Origin of the sequence: Gilliamella sp. Nev3-1 (genome assembly GCF_001690435.1) — a bacterium.
In the GTDB taxonomy this organism is placed as follows: domain Bacteria; phylum Pseudomonadota; class Gammaproteobacteria; order Enterobacterales; family Orbaceae; genus Gilliamella; species Gilliamella apicola_C.
Map to the genome: position 1 here is coordinate 1 of NZ_LZHN01000091.1, position 2,293 is coordinate 2,293.

Sequence of the window (2,293 nt, forward strand, 5' to 3'; positions counted from 1 at the left end):
AACAAAATCATTCAGTTACTATTGCTATGAGTTGTGCCATTGTTGGTTTAAGCCGTTGTGCTTACTATTATCAAGCTAAGTTACAGGATGATTCGGTGATTGTTTCGGTGTTGAATGCTATCACAGACCGGCATTTACGCTGGGGCTTTCCTAAATGTTTTAATCGTATCAGAAAGCTCGGCTATCAATGGAATCATAAACGGGTATATCGGGTGTATTGTGAATTAAAGCTTAATCTCAGGGTAAAGCGTAAAAAACGCATTCCTCCACGATGCCCGGAAAGGTTATTAGTCCCCAATAAACAAGGTGAATGTTGGTCAATGGATTTTATGAGTGACAGTAGTCGTAATCAACGTCGATTTAGGACATTCAATGTCATCGATGACTTTAATCGTGAGGCGTTAGGTATTGATATTGCAGTAAGCTTACCAGCAGGGAGAGTTACCCGTTACTTAGATAAACTGGCTGAATATCATGGCTATCCATTAAAAATACGCGTCGATAATGGACCAGAATTTACAGGAAAAACCTTCATAAATTGGGCTAAATCACATGATATAACCATTGATTATATCTAGCCCGGTAGCCCTTATCAAAATGGCTATATTGAACGATTTAATCGTACCTATCGTACTGAAGTACTCGATTTATATCTTTTTAACAACTTAGCGCAAGCAAGGAGAATAACTGAAGAATGGTTAACGATTTATAACACCGAAAGACCGCATGAGGCATTAAATAACATGACACCGCTCGAATATAAAATATTAAAACAGGCAGCTTAATTTTCTACGTGAGTTGTGTACTAAGTTTGGGGTATTTACAATTTGAGTTTCCTTAGATAAAAGATTTTCCATATCCTTATTGTAATAAAGTTCTTTTTGAAAATCCTGCGGAGAAAGTGACCCTTCCAAATAATTTTTTATAATATCTATAGAGTTCATTTTTTATTACCTCCTAGCTGTCTAAATTTATCAAGAGCCGCATGCTATTCTCTAGTAGCCTCACGAAGACTTCCAATATCTGGTTCTTACTACATTCCATGAAGAGGTATCACCATTAGGCAATGACTTATCGATAGCATCACCTCTCTTTCATATTTTGAATCGTACTTTGCATGATAATCCCTACGGATCTATCCAAGTCAATCCATTAGTCGCATACTGATACTGTAACTATCCCCTAAAATAGTACAGCCAAAAAGTAGAAAATTCTCTATGATAAAAGTAAAAGAGGATTTAATTATGAAAAAAATGACTGAACATCAAATCGTCGCTATTTTAAAAGAAGCTGAAGCAGGTATTCCTGTCAAGGAACTCTGTCGCAAATATGGCATGGGTAATTCAACTTTCTATAAGTGGCGAGAAAAATACGGCGGTATGGAAACGTCGGATATTAAACGCTTAAAGGAGCTGGAGGCTGAAAACTGCAAGCTTAAGCAGATGTTTGCCGAACTGAGCTTAAAATCCCAGCTTCAGGAAGAAATCATAAAAAAGCTTTAGTGCCAACAGGGGCACGTAAAACGTGGGCACAGCAACTACAACAAAATCATTCAGTTACTATTGCTATGAGTTGTGCCATTGTTGGTTTAAGCCGTTGTGCTTACTATTATCAAGCTAAGTTACAGGATGATTCGGTGATTGTTTCGGTGTTGAATGCTATCACAGACCGGCATTTACGCTGGGGCTTTCCTAAATGTTTTAATCGTATCAGAAAGCTCGGCTATCAATGGAATCATAAACGGGTATATCGGGTGTATTGTGAATTAAAGCTTAATCTCAGGGTAAAGCGTAAAAAACGCATTCCTCCACGATGCCCGGAAAGGTTATTAGCCCCCAATAAACAAGGTGAATGTTGGTCAATGGATTTTATGAGTGACAGTAGTCGTAATCAACGTCGCTTTAGGACATTCAATGTCATCGATGACTTTAATCGTGAGGCATTAGGTATTGATATTGGTGTGAGTTTACCCGCAGGTAGAGTGACTCGTTATTTGGATAAATTGGCGGAGTATCATGGTTATCCGTTAAAAATACGCGTCGATAATGGACCAGAATTTACAGGAAAAACCTTTATAAACTGGGCTAAATCACATGATATAGCCATTGATTATATCCAGCCCGGTAGCCCTTATGAAAATGGTTATATTGAACGATTTAATCGTACCTATCGTACTGAAGTACTCGATTTATATCTTTTTAACAACTTAGCACAAGCAAGGAGAATAACCGAAGAATGGTTAACGATTTATAACACCGAAAGACCGCATGAGGCATTAAATAACATGACACCG

At 37.8% G+C, this 2,293-nt stretch carries 3 protein-coding genes and 1 pseudogene; 3 read left to right on the forward strand and 1 reads right to left on the reverse strand.

Translation table 11 applies throughout. The features are described from left to right. Both A9G40_RS14040 and A9G40_RS15960 read left to right on the forward strand, forming a co-directional pair. The coding region (locus A9G40_RS14040) for a DDE-type integrase/transposase/recombinase (protein WP_141675283.1) at positions 1-578 on the forward strand (578 nt) is incomplete at its 5' end. Between the two features lie 12 nt (positions 579-590). Beyond that, positions 591-785: pseudogene (locus A9G40_RS15960) on the forward strand (integrase core domain-containing protein); the annotation flags it as partial. Here A9G40_RS15960 and A9G40_RS15150 read toward each other — a convergent pair. Next, the gene (locus A9G40_RS15150; RefSeq protein ID WP_176700517.1) at positions 768-944 is read right to left on the reverse strand and encodes a hypothetical protein; all 177 of its coding nucleotides are present in this window, start codon (positions 942-944) and stop codon (positions 768-770) included. The pseudogene A9G40_RS15960 and the gene A9G40_RS15150 overlap by 18 nt on opposite strands. Positions 945-1,244: 300 nt before the next feature. Between A9G40_RS15150 and A9G40_RS14050 the strand changes: the two genes are divergently transcribed. Then, positions 1,245-2,293 (forward strand): IS3 family transposase gene (locus A9G40_RS14050; protein WP_442902727.1). Its coding sequence is split into 2 segments (ribosomal slippage), with 1,050 coding nucleotides annotated over them: positions 1,245-1,488 and positions 1,488-2,293; the frame shifts between segments, so codons are not numbered across the junction. This gene is flagged as partial in the annotation.

Excerpts from the sequence above, each read along its gene's own strand:
- A9G40_RS15150 (WP_176700517.1), bottom strand. The coding sequence starts at position 944 with ATGAACTCTATAGATATTATAAAAAATTATTTGGAAGGGTCACTTTCT.